Genomic DNA, 25,954 nt, shown 5'->3' on the forward strand with positions numbered 1-25,954 from the left:
TTGTTGATACCAATCGTGCGCCGTATATACGATTGGTATCAACATAGCATACGCTCTTGGCTAGGAAGGCTGCTTCGCGATCCCACGAAAAAAGATTTTTTGCACGCAAGAGAGTACCTCTTGACGCGTATACCCCTCCTCCAGAAACAGCCGGCGATGGGCGCGTGGAGACAGCACGCTGAAAAAGCTATTGAGTAAGATATCGGTAGGAATGTTGGGATCAAACTCGCCACGCGCCTTCCCCTCCTCCAGGTACGCCCTGACTTTATCAGAGATGCGCCGCAAGGTATCCAGGGATTTCTGCTGCAACGTAATTTTAAAATCCTCGCTATTAAAAAGGATAAAGAGGAGATTGGCCCGCTTGCCAGAAGCGTCCTTATGCATAATATTGACAATAGCCTCTAGCTTTGCCCGAGCACTCATCTCTGCGGTAACAGGCAGTTGCTCAATGGTCTGGAGAATCTTCTGCATTTCCCGTTCAAAAAACGCCAGCATCAGATCCTCTTTTCTGGCAAAATGCAGATAGAGCGTTCCCTTAGCAATGCCAACGCGCGCCGCAATCTCATCCATAGAGGTATCGCGGTACCCCTTCTCCAATACAACATCTTGCGCAACCTGCAGGATAAGTTCTTCACGTTCAAGGCGTTGCTTTTCCTTGAGCGATCGATGCTCCGGCACCTTCATACGGCTGCCTCCTTGCTTAATCGGCCAAATCTGATCGTTTTCGTGACTATCTGTTTTAATTTATGACTTCTCAGTCAACATTTTAACTATTCAGTCATAAAATGTCAAGGAGCAGAAGAAAGTTCAGTTCCATAGGAGAGTTGTCCTTTGTCAGTTGACAAGTATTCTGAACAGCAAGTACAATCGCAATATCTTTTGTAGCCTCCAGTGAAATTTCGTATTTCATGAACGAATGTCAGTATACATATCAATATATTAGCCACTACCATATACAGCAACTGTTAGGTAAAAGTGACCTATCAGAGGTTTACCTTGCCGAAAATATGAACGATCAAACGCGGGTGGCCTTAAAATTGCTTTATGGGGATTGGAAGGGCGAAAGCGCGGAAAGGTTCCTGACGCAAACTGGCACGTTAACACATCTTAACCACCCAAACATCGTCCCTATCCTTGACTTTGGTGTAGAAGATAATGTCGCCTTCATAGCCATGCGCTACATTCCACATGGAAGCCTGCGCCAGCGCCACCCACGTGGAACGCAGATCGATTTAGCGACCGTGATCAGCTATGTTCAGCAGATCAGTGTCGCCATTCAGTATATCCATGATTTAGGGTTTGTCCACCGCGATATCAAGCCCCACAACCTTCTCTTAGACAAAAACGCTGGCATTATGCTCAGCGACTTCGGAACAACCATCGTATCACACAGCCTGAGCCCGATTCATGTATCTTTGCGCGAATTTGAGGGAACCGCCCCATACGCGGCCCCCGAACAGCTTCAGGGCAAGCCGTGTAGGAACAGCGATCAATACGCGCTGGGCATCATGATCTACGAGTGGCTCAGTGGAGACTGGCCATTTAACGGATCTTTTTACGAGGTGACCCACCAGCATCTGTTTGTAAAGCCTCCAGCCTTCAAAGAACGTGGACTAAACTGTCCTCCTAATGTCGAACAGGTCATCTTCCGTAGCCTGGAAAAAGAGCCAGCCAGGCGCTTTCCAAGCGTCAAACGCTTCGCCGAAGAATTAGCCTGGTCCGCCAGGGTCGCTCAGGCCAAAGGGCTAACCGTTGGCCCCATCACCATGGCGCCAGCAGATGCTTCCCCACAGATAGTTCAAAGCAAACGCCAATTTCGATCGCCCTTCACATTTAAGCCTGAATAACTTGTACCGCAGCAAGATCAACTAAAACCTGTAACCTCAAAAAAAAATGTAAATCCTCAACTTATTAGTACCAATTATCTAGCGCCAGTTAAGTATGGTTAAGATATCTTAACCAAAACTGGTACTTTTATATCAATTCTTTACCATAGTACGCCAATCCCTTATGAAACGTGCTACTATCCTAAACAGAGCCTCATCAAAAGGCATCAGCACAGTCCAAACTGTTTCAAAGCATGCGAACATATAAATATATTTACTCGCTCACCTGTTGCAGTGGAAGAAAGAGGATCCCGGCATGCAAAACGAGAGAGTGTACAGAGAGAAACATCTCGATAAACAAGAGCCAGCGATGAGGGAGATAAGCTAGCTGAAGAGAGATCATGACAGTCGGCTCACCTGTACAATATTTTCTGAGGCAGGCTGACAGGAAGTAATTCAGCTATACAAGCGAACAAACGGTTGTCTATACCTAACCCGATCAAGTCAGGGAAGCGGACGTCAAAAAACCAGGATTCTTACAATTTAAAAACGAGGTTCAAAACCGTGCAAACACCAACCAAGCCAAAGCGTAGTGTGGGTCCCGATACCTTACTCAAGCGCAAACATCAGAAACGTTTCTCGCCACTGATGCTCATTGGCATTAGCGTGCCCTTGCTCGTGATCATCGTCGCGGGTATCATCTTTGTCGTCCCACGCATCAACTCTCATGCGGCGGATGCCAACGCAAACTGTTCACTGATTGTGCCACCCAATCCTCTAAGTGCTCAAGGATTGGCCACGCCATATCAACTGGTTGCGACCGATCCCAACGCGGGCCCCTGCAATGAAGCCAACGTTGGGCAGGCGGCCTTTGTCCAGGGCGCGATCATTGATCCGGCAACCGGCCAGATCTCCCTGTACAATCCACTTGTGGTCGATAAAGGGACGCAACCTGCAGTTAAGCCAACCGCACCGACACTGCCTGCCCACGCAGTCGTTGGCCTCTGGTTTGGCTTTAACGGCGACAATCTGACACTGCAAAACAACAACCGTAGCCTGGCGATGGGACGCTGTACCAACGGAGCCGACAACTCCATCTTCGGTCAGTTCGCCTACTGTAATGCGAAGGAATTCTTCGCCGTAGCCAACTTCGCCATTCGCCGTGGTCAGCTCAAGGTGCCAGCCCTGGGCATGGCCGCTGATGGTATGACATGCCCTACGCTTCGCGATTTCAGTGTCATCGACATGGACCAGAGCGACAATGTCACCACGACCTATCTCGTCACCAACAATGGCATTGCTCAGAATACGGCCGCCAACGCGGCAGCGCTGCAGAACGCCCAGGCTCAGACCAACGCCAGCGACAACCGCCTGCTAGATGTTGCGCTGGATGGCGCGCTCAACTGCCAGCCATGGATGGCGCCTGACCTGGCCGATAATGGCAAAATGGAGCCATCGCTGCCACTCAATGAATTACAGGCGGCGGCTCATCCTCCAACCCCCATGGCTGTTGTTCCATTGGGAGATCCAATGACACTCAATAACGGCAACCGCGATCAGAATAAAACCAATCAGTACCGCCTTGGTGTCGATCAGAATCCCATTAACCGGGCAGATAACGGCAGTACTACAACCTATTGTCAAAACTACCTTAACATCGCGCCAGCACGCATCCAGTTAGATGCCCAGTTCACCAAGAATCGAGCCTCGCCAGATCCAGCTGCCGCCAACTCACTGTTCACCTTCCTGGCCCAGCGCTTCAACCAGGCCTTTGGTGATCAAGGTCTAAATTGCACCAAGCTGCTAAATAAGCAAAGCCCGATTCAACTGACCACGGATGGTAATGGCATCGTTACCGATGCGACTTTCAACCTTGGTAATGGCAATAATGGTGGCGGCAACGGCGGCAACAATGGTGGAAATGCCGCGGCGCCAAATTGCTCGGTCAATGGCACCGTTATCAACGGCTGCACAGGTACCACAACCATCAATAACCAGACCTGCCAGGTATCGTTTGATAAAGCTACCAACCAGGTAAACATTAACTGTGGTGGCAATCAGACACCACCTGGACAGAATCAACCCACACCGGTACCGCCGACGCAACAGACTCCTGTACCACAGGGTCAGCCGACGCCCACGCCACAGGTTCAACCCACACCGGTACCGCCGACGCAACAGACTCCTACGCCACAGGGTCAGCCGACGCCCACAGCTCAGAATCCACAGCCACAGAGCCAGCAGCAGTCCTCGACGACCCAGGCGATGCAGGTACAGAATCAGCAGGTTCCTACAAACACAACAGTGCAGACTCAGAGCTTGCAGATCCCAGCCAATCCGTCTAACCAGACACAAACACAACAGCAGACAATCACCAATACTACTCAGGTATCGGCTGAAGGTACTACAACCACCAGCCACAAGCAGATGCTCAAAATAAACTAGCCGAGCGACAAAAGGAAGAGGCCCGCCACCTTTCAATCAATTGAAAGGTGGCGGGCCTCTTCCTTTTTCATGTACGTCATCATCGCGCAACACTAAAAAAATAAGTCCCACACTCGTAAAGAGCAATGGGACTGTAAAGTCTGATAAGCCTTACGCTTTCTGGCTAGAAAGGATGCGAGTCAGCTTGGTACCGCAGACTGCGCACGTACCCTGCAAGGCAGGTTTACCATTCTTCATCGTAATCTGGTGGGCCTCTTTCATGTCGCGTTTTTCTTTACACTTAACGCAATATGCGATATCTGCCATGAGCTATATCTCCTCACTAATAATCTTGAGATTTCTGGTCTGCATGAGCCTGATGTTAAGAGGCAATCATGCGCTTCTCTTGTTGTAACGGTTCACAACCGCAACGAGACTCACTTCCAGAATTTTCACATTCCAAATGGACAAAATAATGCGTAGCAGAAGCCGTTTTAAGGCCGCATCATATTGCCAAAATTTGTGAAACTCCTCCTGGCTATTCGGGCAACAACACACTAAAAGGTAAATGGTGCACTAGCTCTAATTATACTGCTGAACCACCGTTTTTCAACAAGCAGGCTATTCAACACGGATAAAACAGCCAATCAGTACTATGAGAGCGGAATGCCACACGCGGTCAAGCTATGTCATGACGGTGCACACGCATATAGAGCACACTGATCAAAGAAAGTATGCCCAGCACCACGGAAAAACCCATCAAGCCGTAGAAACCAGCCAGGTCTACCATCAACCCACCAATCGAAGCACCAATAAATTGTCCCAGGCCAAGAACCACTGAATACAACCCCATAACCGCTCCCCGTTTCCCTGGCATACGCTCTGAAATTGACGCCATCTGTGTCAAGGAGGCGGGTGTAAAGCCACTGAGCAATACAACGCCAAAGACAACGAGCGGCAACAGGGTCCATAGGATGGTCCATGAGCTTCCCGTCAAAGTGGACATATTTTCACCCAGGCCATTAATGATGGTGAGCGCAATCACACACAGGCTCAGGCCAATCAGACCAATAATCATGACGGTCGTGCGACGCATACGAGGTAAAATTAACATCCAGATCCCCATACCAACCAGGAAGAATAGCGCGAAGCCTCCCAGAGCCAGCGTGGCACTATCTTTCCCAAAACCACCATACAAGAGCTGGTGCGGATGGCGAAGATCGGCGGCCGGATTGGGATAGGTCAGCATAATGATGATCAACGTAATCCAGGCTCCGACCAGTGTATTAATAGATAACCAGGCAGGCAAAAAGGTAAAGATATATTTATTGCGCAACAACTTCAAGCTCTCCACAAGCGAGCCATGGCGCCTGGATAGCCGGGATCGATAATGGCTCTCTTCTATGCCGAAGAGAACGATCAGCAAGTTCAGCACATGTAGACCAATCACAACCAGAAATCCCCAGTAACCAAACCACTTGCTGAGCTGACCACCACATGGAATTGCCAGGGCCAGACCACCCACTGTGGCAACCTCAAAAGCCGTCATTACACGGGCACGTAAGCGGTCAGAGCCCACAGTCATATCAGTAATGTATCCCAGGCAGGCCGGCGCATTCAGGGCGGTCATAGCGCCTTCTAATAGCCGCCCACACAGGATAAACAGCAGTAGCAATACCAGATGCATATCTATATGCGCAGCGTCCGGTCGAGGGAAAAAGCAGGCAGCCAACAAGAGGCAGAAAGCCGCGAAAGCTCCCATCACAGGAGCCAGGATCAAAAATGGCTTTCTCCCCAAACGATCAGATAGGCTTCCGGCAATCGGGGCTAATATCAGCTCGCTAATATAGAATGCCTCCAACACCAGGGCAACCAGCGTGGCCGAAGAAAAATGCTCGCCCAGGTAAAAACCAAGCAATACAAAGCTGAGACGACTGGCAGCACGCAAAAGCAGGGTTGAAAAGATATTTGAACTGATAGATAAGTAAGACTTACGACTATATGATATAGAGAGCGCAGTACCTTCCTGCACAGCCGAAGATTGGTAAGAAGGAGGCGCTGCCGATTTTATTGTATCGTCTTTCTGCATAATATTTTGCTTCATAAAATGTTCCACCTACCTCGCTTATGCACACAGTTGATCGATATTCATTAGAAACCATCACATAAACAATGATAAAATAAGCATGTCATAGCAGTGTCACAAGAATGTGACAAAAATGTCGCAAAACTGTCTTTTCGCCAACAACACTTGTTCTAGGTTCAACAATCGTATCAATAATTTACTATACCTGCTCAGGATAATATCTTCATGAAGGGTGTAAATCATATATAGGCTATAAAGAATGCGTCTTGCTCTCGTTACCTTGGTGGACACGGGATAGCCCCCGCACGCGCGTCCGCGCTGGTTTTTGTGTTGGTGCGGCAGGAGCGCATCTGCGCTCCTGCCGCACCAACACACCATGGAAACATCTACCTCCTACTACGGCTTACGATAGCATCCATAACTGAAGTAGGACTTATCAGGTAATTCATCTTCTGCATGATACACTCTATTGGAAAAGGTAATTCCCTGTATGAAAAATCCAGACCCCAACCAACATATAGAGATGCGGGTAGAACCGCTACAGGCTCAAGCCGATCAGAAAATAGATATCCAACTCAGCAGGCTGGCTCCGTACCAGGAAGTAACCGTTACAGCCAGCACGCGAGACGACAGCGGCATGCTCTGGCGCTCAACAGCCACCTTTCAAGCCAACGCACAAGGAATAGTCCAACTAGCCAACCAACGTCCACTCAGAGGTACCTATCAGCAGAGGGATCCGATGGGACTTATCTGGTCTATGTATCCCAGCAACGATAAACAGGATCTCACGCTGTTTGCCAAAAAGGATGTAGAGCCTTTATATATTTATTTCAAGGCAGAAATAGCAGGCTATACCAGCGACGAAATAAGACATAAGCGTATGTTCCTGGGACAGGGCGTCAGGAGAGAGCGAGTTGAAGGAGAGGGATTCATTGGAACGCTGTATGCGCCTGAAGTTGGAGGTCCATATCCAGGTATCATCCTGCTCAGCGGCTCCAGCGGGGTCAGCAAAGATCAAGAGGCGGCCTTGCTAGCGGCCCATGGATATAACGCGCTCACCCTAACCTACTTTGGTGTCTCGCCATTACCAATCAGCCTGCAGGAGATTCCATTAGAATATTTTAAAAGAGCCATTGACTGGCTACGTAGCCGATCATCGGTTCAACCGACCCAGATAGTGCTCTTAGGATTATCCAAAGGCGCGGAGGCGGCTCTGCTCGTAGCGGCTACGTATCCCGAGGTCAAGGCCGTCATTGCGTATGCGCCCAGCGCATTCGTCCATCAAGGATTAGGAGCCACCGCAGAGGACAGCAGAGAGCGCTCCTCCTGGACTTACCGGGGGAAGCAGTTGCCTTTCCTACCCTACCGTCCCACTGCAGCCTTTCAGGAATACATTACGAAGCAGCGCCAGGCTGGATTACCCGTAGCCTTTCGGCGCGCGTACATGGAGAGTCTGCAAAACCAGCCATATCTCCTACCGGCCACAATCGCGGTTGAAAAGATCCGAGGGCCCATCTTAATCCTTTCGGGACAGGATGATCAGATGTGGCCATCAACGCTCTTCGGGGAGATGATCGATGAACGACTCACTAAATATCAATATCCCTATCTCCATCAGCATATCAGCTATGCTGATGCCGGCCACAAAATTGGCTATCCATACATGCCAACAACTATTGATCAGGCGCGTGGAAACGCCTATGGAGGGACGCCGGCAGGCAATGCCTATGCGACAGAGCAGTCCTGGCAGGCGGTGCTCACTTTTCTGAAACTCATATTCTCCTGATAAGCTCTCATAAAAAAGATTCAACCACTTCACAAGGCGCATGCAATATGCTACCCTTACCCATAAAGCACCAATATAGGCAAAAAGATAATAGCAATTTGTATCGATCATCTACCCGCTATTATCAAAGGGGCACATAAAGAAACGCGAAGTCACCCGGTACAATACTAATATGACCAACCGCTTTCGCAGGCATATAAAAATGTGTGTCATTCTACAGCAAGCATCCTGAAGGGGATTCTGATGGAAAAACATCAACAGCAGGAACTCAATCTCGTTCCAACTGAAGACAATGAAGCATTCATTACGGAAGAAATCGAAAGCGATAGCGAACTCTCGACCCTCCTTGATCAGACCCTTGCAGGTATCACTGATTATATGACCGAGGAAGAGGCGACAGAGTACATCGCTCGTATCCTGGATGGCGTGGAGATCGAGAGTGAGAACACGCTCTTTGAGAACGTCACCCCGTATATTCCCGAAAATATTAAAGTTACCAACTATCGACCAGATCAGGCGGTACGCGAAGCATCACTGGCCCAAAAAGCATGTGGAAGCCTGGAGATGGGGAGATATCGTATCTGGCTTCTAATACACTTGAGGTCTATCTAGGCACACCTGAGCGTCCGTTGGAGATCCCCCAGGCCCTCAAGCAGATTCGTCAACTAAGCGAAAGCACGGTGCTGACAGCACGCATCGTCCTGGGATTGTGGAATATCCGCCGCCACAACGATCGTGTCTCCAAAAATGGGAGCGTAGCAATCCTGTTAGAAGAGATTCTGCAATGGCAGGGCGTACAGAAGCATAGCAGGGTCGCCCATCCTGGCACCAACAAGCGCTATACAGATGGATACCGCACCGAACAAAAGCAGCGCGTCCTCCAGGATCTGGCGCTCCTGGCCTCCTGTAATGTACGGGGGAACTGCACGATCACCGTCAAAGGCAAATCGGTCTCGATTCAGGTGGATGGGACCTACATGCGCTATTCGGTTGTCAGCCGCAAGACGCTGCTCAATGAAAGGATCATCGTTGGCTTCCTGGTATCGCCCGGAGACTGGATCAGCACTTATGAGCAACATCAAAACTACTACCTGGCAGAGGTTGATACCCAAATCTTCAAGCTCAATCCTCAGAATGATCGTTATGCGCTGCGTATGGCCCTCTATCTCACCGAGCGCTGGCGTGAACAAGCCAAACAGGGTGATTTTAGCACCCCGCTTATGATGTCAGAGCTCCTGGCAGCCAGCATGATCGAGGTAGATGAACGGCATATGACCTCGCGTTTCGTGCCACGTATCGAGGCATCGCTGGAAAAACTGGAAAAGATGGGCATTATTGGCAAGCAACAGTGCCTGACCGAGGTTGACAGAAATCAGACACGTTGGAGCAAGGATTGGTTGGCTTCGCGTTGGGAAATCTTGCCACCCCTCAAACTGATTCAGGAATATCAGGCGATGAATAATAACTTGCGCAAACGCTTACGCAATAAAGCACGCACACGTGAGCGCGAGCAAACACAACAGCATTAATTGGTCAGGGAATATCCCCCATCTCATGAGTATCATATTGAGCTCAATAAGGGCCGATATCCCGACTAGCAGCGCTACACCCCACCAGGGTGTGGCGCATTTTTTATAGTAAAGCCAGCAGAACCCCACCATGGCATGGTGCATTTTGTATTCTGCAGTCATCTTATCCCCACCAGGGTCTGGTGCAAATATATGTAAATACAGAAAAAAGATCTGCCGAAAGTTACCCAAACAGTATCTGAGAATGGAACCGTACCCCCACCAGGGTCCGGTGCATTTCTGGTGGTGAAATCTGGCATATCCCCACCAGAGTTCGGTGCATTTTAGTTCGCCGTACTACCACTTATCCCCACCAGGGTCCGGTGCATTTTCCTCTGGCACAACAGTATTTATCCCCACCAGGGTCCGGTGCATTTTTCAGTTATCAAAGCCTCATTACCCCCACCAGGGCCCGGTGCATTTTTGAAAAGCCTATTGGCCATTACCCCCACCATGGTTCGGCGCATTTTAGCTGGCCGCACTATCATTTACCCCCACCAGGGTCCGGTGCATTTTTTCACGTCAGCAAAATTCCAATTTTATATTTGCCAGCAAAAATATAAAACCCGCGTCAAACAGCATATACCTATATATAAGAACTCATTAAATGTATATTCATAAATCAACCCCACCGGAGTATGGAGCATTTTTGAAAAGACCTCATTCATAAAATACGGATATTCCTACCTTTAGCTATGGGCATATCAAAATTGAAAAACAACATTGTTCAACACGTACATATATATAAGTAGGGAAAGGCTAAAATATCTTCACATGATATCCCCACCAGGGTTTGGTGCATTTTGGTCTCAGACAAGAGAAAAAACCACCTTACAAATCCCAATGGATAAGTAACATACCCCCACCAGGGTCCGGTGCATTTTCATTGCGACCGTGATAAATATCCCCACCAGGGTCCGGTGCATTTTGGTCAGATATATCACTACTTACCCCCACCAGGGTTCGGTGCATTTTGGTTAGTCCCGCTGATAAATACCCCCACCAGGGTTCGGTGCATTTTTCTCGTCATCAGCGATAGATACCCCCACCAGGGTTCGGTGCATTTTCGTTGTGCAAACAGAAAAATACCCCCACCGAGGTCTGGTGCATCTAGACTAGCAATACTTTGACATACCCCCACCAGGGTTCGGCGCAAATTCTACCTAATGTGATAAATGGTCAAAGAGGAGGCTAAATAATTTGTATAACATTGGAGGCCATAAAATCGATAAATATCGATTTTAACATTTGGGCCATAAGGATCAACATGTGTAGTTGGGAACGCAAAGAGGGCGATAAAAGAAGCGATCCTGTTCAGGCAAACAGTAAAGCCAGGCAGCTAATACACTAACGATCGACGTTTATACCAGAAGTACTGTGCTCAAAAACGTCATCCCCACCAGGGTTAGGTGAAAACCCCACCGGGGTTAGGTGAAAACCCCACCATTGTTAGGTGCATTTTTGAGCGTAAAACCATCAGAGTAATAAGTAATTACTAAAAGACACTGCCACTAGTAAAATGCGATTTCGCAAGGTACTATGTACATCACGACTTGAAGTGCGTGCACCAGAGCGAATACACAATAGGTTTACAAAGAAATTTAGTCTCTGTACCCCATGGGGGGAAACCAATATTTTTATAGCGGTTTCTTGCTCATCAGGCAAGCAAGCGATAAAAGCCAATAAATAAAAAAATATGTGGAAGGTGTAGGAAAGATGGGGGGTATTGCAAACGAATATTCCAATGTTATGCCACCAAAATTTTTTAGTGAGGAAGCGGCAACGTATATGCAGCAAAGTACGATAGAATTTCAAAACATGCATAGCCAGGCGATGAACCAGCCTGAGCAAGTGCTGTCTACTGATGCTGCCCAATTTACAAACTACGAGCGAGTAGATCCATCCACGCTAAAGGTTATCTCCACCCTCTTCCCAAGCGGTGGATTAGAATTTCTTGCTCGGTTATTACAACACGCGACAATCAAACAGGCGACGTTGCCAGGGATAGGAAGATTCGGAGAATATGTTGCGGTCATCAACGCACGTACGCTACGCGCACTGGCCAAGACCATCAAATGGGGATACGACACAACTCACAAATATGTGTCACTGTTCGATGCTGTAAATCTGCTAAGCAGGGTTAAAGACGGCAAAGAGCTCAAAATCGTTGTCCATATGGGTTCATACCAATCACCTAAAAATTTACAAAGGCTTGATAAGTTAATCAGCAAGAGCCGCCCAAAGGTTCAACAATTCGCCAGGAACGTCAAGGGACGCCTTCTAAGGCATAATCTGCTATCTACGTCACCTATGCCCTCAGACGAGGCTCAGGCGTTCTCAGAATGCGATCCACAGCTGCAACAAAAATTCTATGATCCTATGTTAGACATTATGGAGTCAGAGGGCATAGACCGCGCAAAGGGGCAACACGTTCTATTTCGTATGGTCAACGAAGTACTGGGAAAAATGTTGTTTCCCAAACTGGCCGATGAGGCTAAACAATCACTCACGTCCACCATGACCACACAATCAAAGTCAGGAGTCTACCACTCCCAGAGCCCAAAGGACTCAGAAGTCTACCACCCTCAGAGCTCAAAAAACTCAAAAGTCTACCTTTCTCAGAATGTAGGACACACAAAATATCAGGGATATACTCAGTCAGAGTCTACCAGGTCTACCAATTTGCAGCAAAAAGTCTACCCGGAAGGTAGACTTTCACCAGAAAATAAAATAAGTCCATCTGAAAAGTCTACCGACCTTGAAAAGTATTCCTCATCAGAGCAAAAAGTCTACCTGGAACCGCAAAATGAGTCTACCTTACAACCTTTAAGGGTAGACTCGATGTCAGAGCTCCTTTCTGTCTATGGTGATTTACTCAATGATCAAACGGTAGACTGGGAACAAATGGGTCTACCGAAACAGTTTTTTGAAGACGTCTATGAGCAGATATATGCTTACTATGTTCGTTTGCATAATACAGGACTACTTACGCGTACAGTGCGCAATGTCTGGCAGTCTGTAGAGGTCAGTATTATAAAAAAACAGTCTGTAGTCTATGAGGTAGATAGCACAGCAGCCTGTATATATGTCTTCCAGTGCACAGGACGCGAGTATCATCCACCAGTAACACAATCCGAAAAAGTCTACCCTGCTCCTGCTTCTCAATCTGTAACGACAAAAAAGCGCTTCTCACGTGATGAGTATCCGGACGACTGGTATCAGCCGCCTACTCATCGCGATGATCGTAAGGTAGACTGGTTGCAGCTCAAAGTAGACCCCCAGAAAACATTGGTAGACCTGGAGGCCGAGCAAGAAGTAGACTATGAGAATGAAAAGTCTACCACTCAGGAGACTTTTTCAGATAACTGCGACGCTGAGTCTACCATCAATGCAGATAATCACAGCAGTGAGTCTACCGCCAACGAGCCACAAATTGAAAAGTCTACCCGGACGGGAGACTTTTTCGAGCAAGAACCTAAAAAAGTCTCCCGTTTGAACGCCGAGATAGACCTGAAAGCTTATGGAGATGAATTCTATAACGTAATACGTAACGGTAATATATATATATTATTTAGTAATATATATAATAACGTTACGTTACGTAATAGCGCAGCCAGGTTTTTAGCACGCTTATTTGACAATAATGAGAGCGAGAAGATTTGCAAAATAAATAGGGCTCTCTTGAAGAAATACAGTCCTGAAAATATTACAACGGCTTTTATCGAAACTGTTTTGTCGATGCATGAACCTGGTTATGACTCACTACAAAATCCAGGTGCCTATTTCACGTCTCGCTGCAAATATTATAGCGGTCAGAGTGCCAATGAAGAGATATCACGTATCGTTGAAATTTATTCAAGCATGACGTATGAGAAGTTGATGGTAGAAATGAAGTCAGTCCTCAACAGCGGAAAGAGATTGCGCGAAAAGGTTTACCATAGCCGTGAAAAGTTTTGATCTTCTCTGAGCGACTTTTTTATCCCATGGAGCTCTGATAGCTCTTTGTTGCCTGCTTTTTGTGCCCTGCGGTCTTCTACCATCGGTTTCTGTGCCAACTTGTAATACAAGGTTCGCTGTGAGGCTGATTAGCGACCATCAGGATAAGAAGACTAGTAATGACTGCTAAAAAGTACCTGAGGCTATTTCTTGAGCCTCTCAGGGCCAAATAAGATAGGTTAAAGTGATTATCCTATCCGTTAAGCAACTACGCTATTGCAAAATGGTAGATTAAACGGCTATAACAACTCTCGCTTTATCGTCCCTTTTCGTGTACAATTTTTCTGGCAATAAAATGGACCTTGGTCCATTTTATTGCCAGAAAAAGCAATTCTAGAAGGGTATTTACATGGCTGGATTCTCAGGATCTGATCAACCAGAAACGCTCAATGATATGTGTGTCGTTCAAGAGGCTGCTCAACTGCTAGGTATAAAAACCAGCCGTATCCATGCGATGATTGAAGACGAAACTTTACCTTCTCGTCTGGCGTCGCTGGAAGAGATCGCGCAGCTGCTCTTCAGCAAACGTATCAAAGGCGTACCTGGCTCTGGTATTCGACTTATTCCCCAGTCGGCCGTCGCTGCAGCTGTTGGGCGTCGAAAAAGAGGTTGGCCAAAGGGTGTTGCACGTCATCAACATAACATATAGATAACGTGTACGTGTACGTGTACGTAGATGTGTACGTCTACGTACACGTACACGTTATTTGAGCTCAAAACAACTAAAAAATCTCCCTTTAACGCCTGAAAAAGCCTTTTATTAGCTCACTAATATATGTTACAATGCTCGTGGCTATGCGTTTTTATTGTAGGACGTGTACGTATACGTATACGTGTACATCTACGTATACGTGTGCCACGAATCGGCAAAAGAGGAATAATTACGGACCTTTTAAGAGACAAACCGTTCCTTATATATAAAGGATGACTATGAGCCGGGGTGGAGTCAATGAAAAGGCGACCGGGACATATGTGGATGCTTGCATGGAGAAAAGATGTCCCTATATATATAAGGAACGGTTTGTCTCCGTATGAGCGGTAGTAGGAGGGGCCAGATAACCGGTGGTGCCTTTAGATATTGAAGCAGGTCTTTAATCGCGATCGAAATGGATAGATCACGTTATTTGAAAGGAATAAACGAAGAAGCATGACAAGAATATTTGCACTCTGCAATAACAAAGGTGGAGTGACGGTGCGTCCGTAAGGCGCTCTTTGTATTGCCCCCAAGGGGGTCACGGGTGGAGAGAACCCGTGTGATCGACGAGCTTACCGGAGATGGAAACGTCACAAGGGAACACAGCATGCTCGTAACGCGTCGAGCCTGGAAGTCAGCCTACAGGCGGTGATGCAAGATCAAGAAGTGGCATGGCTAAAGCTGGATTGCTTTAAACCCAGTTCCTTGGCCCTAACCAGCCGGGGTGCGCGAACGCTGATTGATAACGCGCACAGAGGAGTTTACAGGAGCTATTTGTGACGACACCTGTACTCTCCAACATCCTCTCAGCGTACCAGAAAGTACGTTAAAGGAATGAACGGGAGCCTAAACCACTTGAAGAGACAAAGAGAGAGCTAAACGGAGATCACCTACGTCGGGATGCCAGGACTTTCTGGCTATGGAGGTAGCTCCTGAAAACTCGATATGGTGACGGAGCTTCCATAGTAGTCCGAGATGGGTAATAACCATTACATGGCGAAGGGAAGCAGGTCATTCAATTGATAGCACGCGGAGGTATGCGCAATGCAAGAAGCCGAAGTGGTTCTGTCAATGCTAGGTCGAAAATCAACCGAAAACAGTGAGTTTGTTTTTGACAGGCTGTACAGAAACTTGTTCAATTCGGATTTTTACCAGCTGGCATATAGCAACATCTATGCCAGGGAAGGAAATATGACCCAGGGGATAGACGATAGTACGATCGATGGTTTCAACAAAGCCAGGGTAGAGAAGCTCATTTCTTTACTCAGGCAGGAAACCTACTATCCAAAACCGGTCAGACGAACATACATTCCTAAAAAGAATGGTGGTCAGAGGCCGCTGGGAATACCTTCATTCGAGGACAAGCTCGTGCAAGAAGTCATCCGGCTCCTGTTGCAAGCGATCTACGAACCAGTGTTTCAAGACACTTCCCATGGGTTTCGACCCAACCGAAGCTGTCATACAGCACTGATGCAGATCAAAACAACCTGTAAAGGAACGAATTGGGCCATTGAGGGAGATATTAAGGGGTTCTTTGACGACATCAATCACAAGATACTCTTAACACTTCTCTCTCGAAAAATCAGTGATGGAAGATTGCTCAACCTGATTGAGCGTTTTCTCAAAGCGGGATACATGGAATTTAAGCAGGTTCACAATACACTCACAGGAACTCCGCAGGGAGGAATCGTGAGTCCAATACTGGCCAACATCTACTTGCATGAGTTGGATCTGTTCATGAAAAAAATCTGTGAGCAGTATACAACAGCAAAGAGAATCCGTAAAAAGTATCAGCCCTACCAGGAGCTGAACATGCAACGGTACTACGCCAGAAAAAACGGAGACTACGTACACGCCCAGGCACTGCTCAGACAAATGCGAACCATGCCATCCATAGACCCACTCGACCGAGAGTATATCAGAGTCAACTACATGAGGTACGCAGACGATTTTGTGGTTATGATCAATGGGAGTAAGAGCTTAGCGGAACAGATACGGAAGGAAATTGGTGCATTTCTCCAGCAGGAACTCCAGTTGGAGTTAAGCATGGAGAAAACACTGATCACGAACGTATCTGACCAAAAAGTGCGCTTTCTAGGATACGAGATAGCCAAGTCCCTGGAAAATACGGCTATCACAACGGACGCCAGAGGCCGAAAAAAGCGAACTGCCAATGGGGCCATACAACTGCTCGTACCAGGCGATGTAGTAAGAGAAAAGCTTAAGCCATTTGTGGCGAATGGAAAAGCAGTCCATCACAACGCCCGAATCAACGTTCCAGCACTCGACCTCCTCCAGCAATACAATGCGGAGATACGGGGGCTCTACGAGTACTACAGCCTTGCAACAGACGTAAGCACGAAAATGAGCAAGTTCAGGTATTACCACTACTACAGTCTGTTAAAGACAGTCGCCCGTAAGGAAAAATGCTCGATAAAGAAAGTCTTAGACAAGTATGGCGTGAGCGCGAAGGTGAAACAAGGAACCGGCACCAGGAAAATCTTTGGCGTCATCTATGAAACCAAAGAAGGTCTAAAGACCATGACCTATTTCAATGAACCGCTCAAGAAGAAGGACAAACCACACGAGGGAAGAAACGCCAATGGCATCATTGAAACAGTCATCCCTCAGAGGCATCAAATTCTGGATAGGATGAATGCCGGAAAGTGCGAGCTCTGTGAGCATGAATCAGCAGATCTGACCGAATTTGAGGTCCATCACGTCAGAAAACTCAAAGACATCAAGCAGAAATACGCGAAACGGGGAAGCCATATACCCAACTGGGTGCTGGCAATGAGCAGCCTGAACCGGAAAACCCTCGTGGTATGCAAACCATGCCACGATGCTATCCACGCAGGCACCAATGCTCACAGTATCAAGAACACTGTTAAGGGGAAAAATGAGAACTAGGAATGGCTGGAGAGCCGGATACATTGAAAGGTGTACGTCCGGTTCGGAGGGGGGTTCACGCAAACCTGCTGTAGCGATACAGCAAGGCGGCGGGTTCCTACCCTACAAGACGACAACAACTGTTAATCTTGGGCATGGCCTGGCGCGTGCTGGCAAGCGTGTGCTGGTGATTGATACAGATGCTCAGAGCAATAGTACATATAGCCTTTTAGGCAGCCTGGATCAAGAGCAGACCCTGTTTGATGTCTTAACGCAAGGTGCTCGCATGGCTGATATTATTGTGGAGTCTGTTGGACAGAAAAGATTATTTGTTGCTCCTGGCTCGATTAATTTGAGTGCCGCCGATCTGTTGATGGCTTCCGCACCTGGCCGTGAGCGCAAACTTGCCCGTGCCCTCAATCAGGTAAAAGATGACTTTGATTATGTCTTGATTGACACTCCGCCCAATCTGGGCGTATTGACAGTAAATTCATTTATTGCTTGCACCGATGTCATAATTCCTATCGCTTTAACGACGTATGCTTTGATTGGTATTAGCATTCTCGAAACTACTATGCAAGAGCTTCGCGAAAATCTGGATGTTTCATTGCCAATTTTTGGTGTAGTGGCTAATTTAGATGACCATACACGTTTGAGCGCCGATGTCCTGAGTGCCGTGCGCGAACACTTTGGGAACATGGTGTTTGATACAGTAATTCCTCGTAATATTAAAGTAGAGGAAGCCCACAACCAGATCGCTTGTCTTTTCGATTATGCCCCCACCAGTACGGGAGCAATAGCCTATTCAAAACTGGTGAAGGAGGTACTCCAGCGTGCCGAAGGAAACTAAAAAGTTTATTAATCCCTTACTTCGTCCAAGTCCGAACGCAGACGGCAAGTCTGCGCAGTCCTCTCAGTCCGCGGTTGTTGAGGACACAGAAGAAAAACTCATAAGCGAGCCTTCAGCAAAGCGCTTGGAAGCACAGCCCGAATCGGCTCAGATAGAGGATGCTCAATTGCCTGCCGCAACTACCAGGCAGATGCGTGCTAATGAAAAAAATGCTGAAAACGCTCCTTCCGCGGTAGAATCCTCGTCGGGCTCTGCACGCCGTAACTCGGCAACCAGGTCTCAGTCTCCCCGAGAGGAAACACAGGCTCGTTCAAACCAATCAGCTCCGAATGAAGACACCATACCCGATGTGAGGAGCCGATCCCTGGCTGAGCCAATCAATCTCTCTTCAGAGGACTATGCACTGGAAGAAGCCTTCGCGAACTATGATCCAACAACCTTTACAGAGGATAGCCGCGCGGCAGCCCGTCGTCGCCGTAATCCACAACAACCCTTTGAGACGACCCATGAACGCATTACCCTCTGGATGGATAAGCAGTTGAAGCAGCGCTTTGAAGCTCTGGCCTCCCAGCGAGAATTGCCAAAAACAGCCCTGATCAACGAAGCTGTCACTGCCTTGCTTAAAAAATATGAAGCCCGTTAGCGACGGATAATAAAGAATGGCTGGCTCTTTTTGCGAGCCAGCCATTCTTTATTATCCGTCGCTCTTTGATAATGAAGAACGGTTCTCAGAGCGTAAAAAAACTCCGCCAAAAACTATATGAATTGTATTGATGATATAGAATTTAGACTCAGATAAGTAACTACTGATATAGCCGCTGTTGTGCATCGCCTATAAAATAATTAATTTTAAATTTATCAAGTAGGGTAGGGAGCGTTTCTATGTACACGTAGACGTACACGTAAACGTAGACGTACACGTACACGTAAACGTAGACGTACACGTACACGTACACGTACACGTACACGTACACGTACACGTACACGTACACGTACACGTAGACGTACACGTAGACGTACACGTAGACGTACACGTACACGTACACGTAGACGTACACGTAGACGTACACGTAGACGTACACGTAGACGTAGACGTACACGTAGACGTAGACGTAGACGTAGACGTACACGTAGACGTACACGTAGACGTACACGTAGACGTAGACGTACACGTAGACGTACACGTAGACGTACACGTAGACGTAGACGTACACGTAGACGTACACGTAGACGTACACGTAGACGTACACGTACACGTACACGTACACGTACACGTAGACGTACACGTAGACGTACACGTAGACGTACACGTAGACGTACACGTAGACGTACACGTAGACGTAGACGTAGACGTAGACGTACACGTAGACGTACACGTACACGTAGACGTACACGTAGACGTACACGTAGACGTAGACGTACACGTAGACGTACACGTAGACGTACACGTAGACGTAGACGTACACGTAGACGTACACGTAGACGTACACGTAGACGTACACGTACACGTACACGTACACGTACACGTAGACGTACACGTAGACGTACACGTAGACGTACACGTAGACGTACACGTAGACGTACACGTAGACGTACACGTAGACGTACACGTAGACGTACACGTAGACGTACACGTAGACGTACACGTAGACGTACACGTAGACGTACACGTAGACGTACACGTAGACGTACACGTAGACGTACACGTAGACGTACACGTTTTCGCTGCGATTTTGCATAAATTCGATAGAGGCATGAAACGGGGGAGCCGTGACTCTTGGAAATGCCGCTATTTGTAATTCTAAGGCTCTTCAGCGGCCTTTAGGCTATGGAGATATAAAAGTATACCTTTTATCCGCTTAAAGCCCTTTCTTGATTCTCTGAATCCATTTTAGCTCAAGCATAGTGGTGAATTTTGATGTAGGGCTGACGGCGCTCGATCTGGAGTCTCTGATGATTAACTAGACGATGATATAACTTACGTAGACGTACACGTACACGTGTACGTAAAATAATTTCTTATATACATTTTACCGTGCGATTATTTTATATTTATCATGATGAATGAAGATCTTTTCGTTTTCTTTATGCCTTTATCAGAAATAGAGTAAGAGTTTATATTCGTATCAGTATGAAAGGGGTTATGGCTATGCAGGCGGAAGCTTTGATTAATATTATAGTTGAGCGTGTTAATCATATTAAAAGTGTAAAGGCTATTGTATTGGGAGGTTCTTACGCGAGCAATACACAGCGGCCTGATTCTGATATCGATATCGGTCTGTACTATGGATCTGATCAACTTTTGGATGTTGAGGAGGTGCGCGCTGTGGCGCAGGAGCTGAACGATTTTCCAGATCCTACTGTGACCGCATTAGGTGGCTGGGGTACCTGGGTGAATGGAGGTGCCTGGTTAACTATCCAGGGGCAGCGTGTCGATTTTCTTTACCGCGATCTCAATTTTGTGGTGGCTGCCATTGATGATTGTCTGCATGGCAAGGTCGTTTCTGATTACTGGCAGCAGCCTGCCTATGGCTTTCATAATTTTATGTATTGTACTGAAACGGCCATATGTAAGCCGCTGTATGATCCAGAGCACATCATTGAGCCCTTAAAGGCCAGGGTTACTCCTTATCCTTCACAGCTCCAAAAAGCGATTATTAAGAATTTTCTCTGGAGCGCGCGTTTTACACTGGAAAACATGTATAAGCCAGCGAGGCGCGGGGAAGTCTATATGGTTGCTGGCGGATTGGCGCGGGCTATGCATTGTCTGGTACAGGTGTTGTATGCTCTCAATAAAGTCTACTATTTGAGTGAAAAGAGATTAGCGGCAGATGTCGCTACTTTCGCTATTAAACCAGACAATTTTATAGAATGCATTACAGTTTTACTTGGTAAGGTTGGTACCACTAGCGAACAGTTACAGGCATCCATTGTTGCGGCGGAAGAATTATATGCGCAGGTTGATCAATTAGGGAGTGATGTTCTCAATCAAGTCGCGGATACTGATCATTGAGCGACTTGATTGAGAATTGTGGGCATATGCGCAGCGGATACGGATTATTCAGGACAGCTCTGGCCATGCTACCAGGGGCAAGTGTGTCTCGTTTTCGATTTCTAATAACCGATTATACTTTGCCAGACGCTCACCATGGGTAATTGAACCTATCTTGATCTGGTCGCCGGACCAGCCAACCGCGAGATCAGCCAACCAGTTGTCCTCAGTCTCGCCGCTGCGTGCGCTGATGGTGACACGCCAGCCAGCTGAATGCGCTAACTGATAAGAGCGCGCAGCTTCGCTGAGTGTGCCGATCTGGTTGACTTTCAAGAGCAAGGCGTTGGCGGCTTGATTGGCGATGGCGCGTTGGATGCGCGTAGGATTGGTACACAGGAAGTCGTCGCCCAGTATGAGGGTTTGTGCGGCAAGACGATTATGCAGCTCTGACCAGTTATCCCAGTCATCCTCGGCCAATCCATCTTCAATGCTGACCAGGGGATAGCGCGATGACCAGTCAGTCAGGCGCTCGATCATGGCTGCGCTCGATAATTGTTGCCCGTCGAGATGATATTGTCCCTGCTGAAAAAAGTGGCTGGATGCCACATCGATCGCCAGCGCGACATCTTTTCCCGCTGTATATCCGGCCATCTCTATCGCTTCGACGGCATCGGCCAGCATTGTCTCAGTGTTGGGAAAGGGAGGAGCCAGGCCACCTTCGTCCGCCGTCAGGCTACGAGTACCATATTTTTTATAGGTTAGCTCGGCGGCGGATTGATAGACAGCGAAGGTTACGGCCAGTGCCTCATCCATCGTTTGCGCCGCCGATGGTACCAGCAGTACATCCTGGATGTCTACCTGTCCACCGGCATGTTTGCCTCCGCTAAAAAGGTTAATGGTGGGTCGTGGCAGCGTACGCAAAGAAAGTTCCTGGATATCGGCGAAGTGATGATAGAGTGGACGTTGTTGCTCCATAGCTACTGCGCGCGCGAAAGCCAGGGAGACGGCCAGGATGGCATTGGCTCCTAGACGAGATTTATTCGGTGTGCCATCCAGTTCAATTAACATGGTGTCCAGTTCTTGCTGACCGACCAATGGACGTCCACTTAGCGCTTTATGTATCTCTCCATTGATATTCGCGACTGCCTTACGGCATCCCAGACCCCGATAGCGGGCGGGATCATTATCGCGCAATTCATGCGCCTCGGCCGCTCCCGTTGAGGCTCCCGATGGGACGGAGACGGTGCCGGTTGCTCCGCTATCTAATGTACACCGGGCCTTGACCGTTGGACGCCCCCGGCTATCCAGAATTTCCCAGGCGCTAAGCTGTTTGATCGTTGTCGTCATACTGATTGATCCTCTCTATAAATTGCTCGATAAGTGCGTTGATAGTGGCCGGCTGGTCAGCTATGAGGCTTAAGATGACCTGGCGCTGCCGTAGGCGCTGCTGGGGAGAGAAATATTCTAGCGTGGAGCGGCCAGCGACCCGGGCCAGCATGCAGGCCAGTGTATGACGAACCGCCCGTGCTTCCAACGGCTGCGACCAGGGTACATCGCCAAGTGACTTCTTATAGTTTTGCCAGTACATGTTGGCGGCCCGCGCAAAATCCTCTCTTTGAACGGTTAGGTGATGTGCTTTGCTTAAGAGATGAGTGAGTGAAAAACCGAGATCGAAGGCGGGATCGCCAAAGTGGATGACTTCGTGATCCAATAAAATAAGTTTGTTGTCATGTACCAGAATGTTTTTGGGGCTGTAGTCGCCATGTACCAGCGTTAAATGGTTGGCGCGGGTCTCCTGAACCAGTCCCTCGATAAAGGCGTTGGCCTCTGGAACCTGCGTGGCGGTATAGAGATAATATGGTTCAATGCGCAGTGATTCAAAAAATGAGGTATCGTCGAATACACGGGCGATCTCCTCTTGTTGTTCGTAGGCATGACGATGGATATTGCCCAGCAATTCACCAAATTGCACGATGTGTTGATCCTGTAACTGTCCTCCTAGCAGCAGCATTTTCCAGTTGGCGTGTGGCTGAGGCACAGCCTGCATCGCTAGCAAATGCTGGGTATGGTCCTCAAACACAAAGGGGGTAATCGTACCTGAGGGTGCCAGTTGTGAGAGCCAACGGATGCCGAGCGCCTCGCGATGGATACGCTCGGGACTGCTAAACCAGTCCGTGGCTACGCGCAGCTTTGCCAGCGCCTGCTTGATGACCCAACTCTCTCCGTTGGCGCGCTGCACCAGTACGGTACGATTCGAGATTCCTCCGGCCAGTACCTGAATAATTGGTTCTTCTCCGGGCTCTATACGTCCATGGGTCTGTAAGTAACGCTGAAGCACTCCTGGTTGCTCAATGTCTAGAGCACCATCATCGATATTCTGTTGCATAAGTGCCCTCCCTGCAAGTGTGTTAATTTCAGTGGAAATGTAAGAGAACAGTTCTGGATGCGATGGAAATGAGGCGCGATATGCAGTGTAGACGGACAAAGATGATTATCAACGCAGCATTCACAAGAGATGTTTCGCCCTTGTGGATGCTGCATCTGATCTAATTATTGGGCAGCTGGTCGTTCAGCCTGCCGATACTGCCAATCCTGCTTGAAGAGATCAAAGAAGACATCTTTATGTGGATGTGTGGCGATGAAGTCTTCGTTCAGCTTGATGCCCAGTCCTGGTCCCGAGGGTAACGGGAAGCTACCATCAGCTGGATCAACTTCGGGCATACCGGTGACTACGTCCTTCACCCAGGCGTCGGCGAAGTCGTTAAAGTGCTCCTGGATTTTGAAGTTGGTGGTACTGGCTGCCAGGTGCAGGGCCGCCGCTGTTCCAACCGGACCACATACATTATGTGGCGCGATCAGCATATAATACGCATCCGCCCAGGCGGCGATCTTTTTGGTTGCCAGCAGGCCACCGGTATGCGTAATATCCGCCTGGACGATGTCCGCCGCCTGTAGTTCAAATAGTTCGCGGAACTCGTATGGCGTATGCAGACGTTCGCCGGTGGCGATGGGAATTCCCAGTGGACCGGTGGCGTCGCTAACCTTCTTGAGAACCGCCAGATTTTCGGGTGGTACTGGCTCTTCAAACCAGCCGGGAGTAAAGTGTGCCAGTTCCCGCATCATTTCCGTCGCGGTGGCGGCGTTGAAGCGTCCGTGCATCTCTATAAATATCTCTATCTCTTCACCAACGGCCGCGCGTATGGCCTCGATGAGTGAGATGGCGCGCCGTTTCTCACTACGACTCAGCTCATAGAAGCCGGCACCGAATGGATCAACCTTCAGCGCGCGATAGCCGCGTGCCGCGACCCTTTTCGCGGCCGCGTGGAATTCCTCCGGCGAGCGTTCTACCGTATACCACCCGTTGGCATAAGCCGGGATGCGCTCTCGTACGGCGCCTCCCAGCAATTGGTAAACCGGAACGTTGAGCGCCTGCCCCATGATGTCCCAGCAGGCGATCTCAACGGCGGCGATCGCCGACATCATGATCTCGCTGGGCCGCGCGAAGTCACGTCTGAACATCCGCTGCGTGAGATCCTCGATCCTGAAGGGATCCGAGCCCAGTATGTGGTGCCTGGCCGCTTCATTTAGATAGCCCAGGAGCGACTCGGTATGGTTAACCATGCGCACCTCTCCCACACCACGCAGCCCTTCATCCGTCTCGACGACGACATAGGTTAGATTACGCCAGGGCGTACCAAGAACAAGCGGACGTACCGCACTGATTTTCATCCTATACATCCTTTTTTGTATCGCTTCATTCTACACGCAGGACGATTTTTGTGGCCGCCACACTGCCGGCGATCAATTCGGCGAATGCGTCGGCGCCAGCGGCCAGCGGACGTTCCTCCAGCCAATCTGTTTCAGCCTGCAGCAGACCCTGCTTCAGGTACCCGAAGGAGAGGTCAAAATCGGCTGGCGTGTAGCTAAAGCTTCCGCTGATGGTTACCTCTTGTCGGACCAGGTAGTTCGCTTCCAGCGGAGAAGATTCGTGATGGAGACCAATAAAGACGACCTGCCCACCGGGAACCACAGCCTGGACCGCCTGCGCGCGTGTGCTGTTCAATCCTACCGCGTCGATGACTGCGTCGACACCACCCGGAAAGAACTGCTGGATGGTTTCCAACACGTTTTGCTCGCCCGCGTTGATGGTCGCCTGCGCACCCCAACGGCTCGCGATAGCCAACCGGGATGGTGACATGTCGCTGATCACGATGTTCTGTATTCCCAGCGCCTTCGCGGCGGCCAGACAGAAGAGTCCAATGGGTCCCGCGCCCAGAATGAAGAGGCTCTGCTCCGGCTGGAGATGCGCGATAGAGACGGCTCTTACGGAACAGGCCAGTGGCTCGGCCAGGGAGGCGATCGAGGTCGACATGCTATCTGGTAAGGGATAGCAGAGTTGAGCGGGCACGGCCACATAACCCGCGAAGGCGCCCGGACGATGGATGCCAATGATCTGGCGGGTGCGGCAGAGATTTGGTCGATTGGCTCGGCAGCGATCACAGCGTCCGCAGGTGATCAAGGGATTGAATGTGACCCGCGTATCTATGCTGACCAGGCTACCATCGTGAAAAGTTCCATCCGTTACCTGCACAACCCGTCCGGCGGCTTCATGTCCCATCACTAATGGGGGTTTACGCAGGCTATTTTCACCCAGGTAGCCGCTCAGCTCTGAGCCGCAGATACCGGCTGCGCTTACTTTGATCAATACCTCGCCCGTTTTGGGTTCAGGTATCCCGGTCGCGCGCATCTCCATCATACGCGGACCCAGCCAGGTCAACGCTTCCATCTGTTGCGTTGTACTCATCCCTCTATCCTTTCACTGTATTTGTTTCTGCTGTATCCG

The 25,954-nt window shown here is 48.9% G+C and carries 19 protein-coding genes; 11 read left to right on the top strand and 8 right to left on the bottom strand.

Translation table 11 applies throughout. The features are described from left to right. Positions 1 to 60 precede the first annotated feature (60 nt). Positions 61 to 684 (bottom strand): TetR/AcrR family transcriptional regulator, encoded by a 624-nt coding sequence (locus AABA21_RS07275; RefSeq protein ID WP_338248385.1) that lies wholly within the window; start codon positions 682 to 684, stop codon positions 61 to 63. A 224-nt stretch (positions 685 to 908) separates the two neighbouring features. Between AABA21_RS07275 and AABA21_RS07280 the strand changes: the two genes are divergently transcribed. Together AABA21_RS07280 and AABA21_RS07285 are read left to right on the top strand one after the other, a co-directional pair. Continuing rightward, entirely contained in the window at positions 909 to 1,847 is a 939-nt protein-coding gene (locus AABA21_RS07280) for a serine/threonine protein kinase (protein ID WP_338248386.1), read from the top strand. Between the two features lie 543 nt (positions 1,848 to 2,390). Beyond that, positions 2,391 to 4,271, top strand: coding sequence for a hypothetical protein (locus AABA21_RS07285; protein ID WP_338248387.1), 1,881 nt, complete (start codon positions 2,391 to 2,393; stop codon positions 4,269 to 4,271). Between the two features lie 150 nt (positions 4,272 to 4,421). Here the strand turns inward: AABA21_RS07285 and AABA21_RS07290 are convergent, their stop codons facing one another. Together AABA21_RS07290 and AABA21_RS07295 are read right to left on the bottom strand one after the other, a co-directional pair. After that, the gene (locus tag AABA21_RS07290; RefSeq protein WP_170207753.1) at positions 4,422 to 4,577 is read right to left on the bottom strand and encodes a DUF5679 domain-containing protein; all 156 of its coding nucleotides are present in this window, start codon (positions 4,575 to 4,577) and stop codon (positions 4,422 to 4,424) included. Between the two features lie 352 nt (positions 4,578 to 4,929). Next, positions 4,930 to 6,354, bottom strand: a complete 1,425-nt coding sequence (locus AABA21_RS07295) for an MFS transporter (protein WP_338248393.1) — start codon at positions 6,352 to 6,354, stop codon at positions 4,930 to 4,932. Between the two features lie 472 nt (positions 6,355 to 6,826). Here AABA21_RS07295 and AABA21_RS07300 point away from each other — a divergent pair, with 472 nt between their 5' ends. The 8 genes from AABA21_RS07300 (at position 6,827) to AABA21_RS07335 (ending at position 18,762) form a co-directional block, all read left to right on the top strand. After that, positions 6,827 to 8,122 (top strand): acyl-CoA thioesterase/bile acid-CoA:amino acid N-acyltransferase family protein, encoded by a 1,296-nt coding sequence (locus AABA21_RS07300; protein WP_338248395.1) that lies wholly within the window; start codon positions 6,827 to 6,829, stop codon positions 8,120 to 8,122. Positions 8,123 to 8,365: 243 nt separating this feature from the next. Continuing rightward, positions 8,366 to 8,734, top strand: a complete 369-nt coding sequence (locus AABA21_RS07305; RefSeq protein WP_338248397.1) for a hypothetical protein — start codon at positions 8,366 to 8,368, stop codon at positions 8,732 to 8,734. Continuing rightward, positions 8,671 to 9,651, top strand: a complete 981-nt coding sequence (locus AABA21_RS07310; protein WP_338248398.1) for a hypothetical protein — start codon at positions 8,671 to 8,673, stop codon at positions 9,649 to 9,651. The genes AABA21_RS07305 and AABA21_RS07310 overlap by 64 nt, the downstream gene beginning before the upstream one ends. Before the next feature lie 1,755 nt (positions 9,652 to 11,406). Next, positions 11,407 to 13,647 (top strand): hypothetical protein, encoded by a 2,241-nt coding sequence (locus AABA21_RS07315; RefSeq protein ID WP_338248400.1) that lies wholly within the window; start codon positions 11,407 to 11,409, stop codon positions 13,645 to 13,647. Between the two features lie 388 nt (positions 13,648 to 14,035). Beyond that, positions 14,036 to 14,335, top strand: a complete 300-nt coding sequence (locus tag AABA21_RS07320; RefSeq protein WP_338248402.1) for a hypothetical protein — start codon at positions 14,036 to 14,038, stop codon at positions 14,333 to 14,335. Between the two features lie 1,089 nt (positions 14,336 to 15,424). Then, positions 15,425 to 17,290, top strand: coding sequence for a group II intron reverse transcriptase/maturase (gene ltrA, locus AABA21_RS07325; RefSeq protein WP_338248405.1), 1,866 nt, complete (start codon positions 15,425 to 15,427; stop codon positions 17,288 to 17,290). Beyond that, the gene (locus AABA21_RS07330) at positions 17,280 to 18,119 is read left to right on the top strand and encodes a ParA family protein (RefSeq protein ID WP_338248407.1); all 840 of its coding nucleotides are present in this window, start codon (positions 17,280 to 17,282) and stop codon (positions 18,117 to 18,119) included. The genes ltrA and AABA21_RS07330 overlap by 11 nt, the downstream gene beginning before the upstream one ends. After that, positions 18,103 to 18,762, top strand: a complete 660-nt coding sequence (locus AABA21_RS07335) for a hypothetical protein (protein ID WP_338248409.1) — start codon at positions 18,103 to 18,105, stop codon at positions 18,760 to 18,762. The genes AABA21_RS07330 and AABA21_RS07335 overlap by 17 nt, the downstream gene beginning before the upstream one ends. Positions 18,763 to 18,922: 160 nt before the next feature. Here the strand turns inward: AABA21_RS07335 and AABA21_RS07340 are convergent, their stop codons facing one another. Further along, a complete protein-coding gene (locus AABA21_RS07340; protein ID WP_338248410.1) occupies positions 18,923 to 19,858 on the bottom strand; it encodes a hypothetical protein in 936 nt (311 codons plus the stop codon). Positions 19,859 to 20,268: 410 nt separating this feature from the next. Between AABA21_RS07340 and AABA21_RS07345 the strand changes: the two genes are divergently transcribed. Then, positions 20,269 to 21,132, top strand: a complete 864-nt coding sequence (locus AABA21_RS07345) for a nucleotidyltransferase domain-containing protein (RefSeq protein WP_338248412.1) — start codon at positions 20,269 to 20,271, stop codon at positions 21,130 to 21,132. Positions 21,133 to 21,180: 48 nt separating this feature from the next. Here the strand turns inward: AABA21_RS07345 and eno are convergent, their stop codons facing one another. The 4 genes from eno to AABA21_RS07365 form a co-directional block, all read right to left on the bottom strand. Next, positions 21,181 to 22,458 (bottom strand): phosphopyruvate hydratase, encoded by a 1,278-nt coding sequence (gene eno, locus AABA21_RS07350; RefSeq protein WP_338248414.1) that lies wholly within the window; start codon positions 22,456 to 22,458, stop codon positions 21,181 to 21,183. After that, on the bottom strand, positions 22,433 to 23,497 hold the full coding sequence (locus tag AABA21_RS07355; RefSeq protein ID WP_338248416.1) for a phosphotransferase family protein: 1,065 nt from the start codon (positions 23,495 to 23,497) through the stop codon (positions 22,433 to 22,435). Before AABA21_RS07355 ends, eno begins: the two co-directional genes overlap by 26 nt. A gap of 164 nt (positions 23,498 to 23,661) precedes the next feature. After that, complete coding sequence (locus AABA21_RS07360; RefSeq protein ID WP_338248417.1) at positions 23,662 to 24,840, bottom strand: mandelate racemase/muconate lactonizing enzyme family protein; 1,179 nt, start codon at positions 24,838 to 24,840, stop codon at positions 23,662 to 23,664. A gap of 25 nt (positions 24,841 to 24,865) precedes the next feature. Further along, positions 24,866 to 25,915: a galactitol-1-phosphate 5-dehydrogenase gene (locus AABA21_RS07365; protein ID WP_338248419.1), complete on the bottom strand. Its 1,050-nt coding sequence runs from the start codon at positions 25,913 to 25,915 to the stop codon at positions 24,866 to 24,868. Between the last annotated feature and the right edge of the window lie 39 nt (positions 25,916 to 25,954).

Source organism: Dictyobacter halimunensis (genome assembly GCF_036245075.1).